The organism is Saccharothrix sp. ST-888, from assembly GCF_000955975.1.
In the GTDB taxonomy this organism is placed as follows: Bacteria; Actinomycetota; Actinomycetes; order Streptomycetales; family Streptomycetaceae; genus Kitasatospora.
Map to the genome: position 1 here is coordinate 1 of NZ_JYJF01000307.1, position 807 is coordinate 807.

The following is an 807-nucleotide window of genomic DNA, read 5'->3' on the forward strand; positions in this document are numbered from 1 at the left end:
CGCGGACCTGCTCACGCCGGGCGCGTTCCTCGGGCCGTGGCGCCTGGTGGCGATCGACGGGGTGGAGTGGGACGTGCCGGATAGCGAGCAGAACGCGGCAGCGTTCGGATATCCGGGCGGCGGGGCCGCGCTCCCCAAGGCCAGGCTGGTGAGCATCAGCGAGTGCAGCTCGCACGCACACTTGGCCGCCGCGATCGGGCCGGTGGTCGGCGAGGGATCAGGCGAACAGTCCCTGGCCCGGCAGCTCTACCCGACCCTTCAGGGCGACCAACTCCTGTTGGCAGACAGCAACTTCTACAGCTTCGAGGACTGGCGCCTTGCGGCCGGCACTGGTGCGCAACTGCTGTGGCGGGTCGGCGTGAGGGTGGACCTGCCGCTGATCGAGGACCTCGGGGACGGCTCCTACCTGTCCCTGGTCTTCTCCCGTCAGGCGCACACCAGGCAGGCCAAGGCGCGGATCGTGCAGGCCGTCAAGGAAGGCCGGCAACCGCACCCCGACCAGGCGCGGCTGGTGCGAGTGGTCGAGTACGACGTGCCCGACCGCGGCCTCGAGGCGGAGCGGGAGCTGATCTGCCTGATCACCACGATCACCGACCCCCGCACGGTCACTGCCGAGCAGCTGGCCCGGGCCTATCACGACCGGTGGGAGCACGAGGTCTCGGCCGCGCAGCTCAAGACCGTGATGCGAGGCCCGGGCAGGATCCTGCGGTCCAAGAGCCCGGACCTCATCCGCCAGGAGATCTACGGCTACCTGCTCGCGCACTACGCGATCAGCGCCCTGATCTGCCGGGCCGCGACCAACGCCGG

At 70.4% G+C, this 807-nt stretch carries 1 protein-coding gene; it reads left to right on the top strand.

Annotated features, from left to right (window positions below):
• On the top strand, positions 1–807 hold an 807-nt coding region (locus UK12_RS32800; protein WP_045306858.1), incomplete at both ends, for an IS4 family transposase.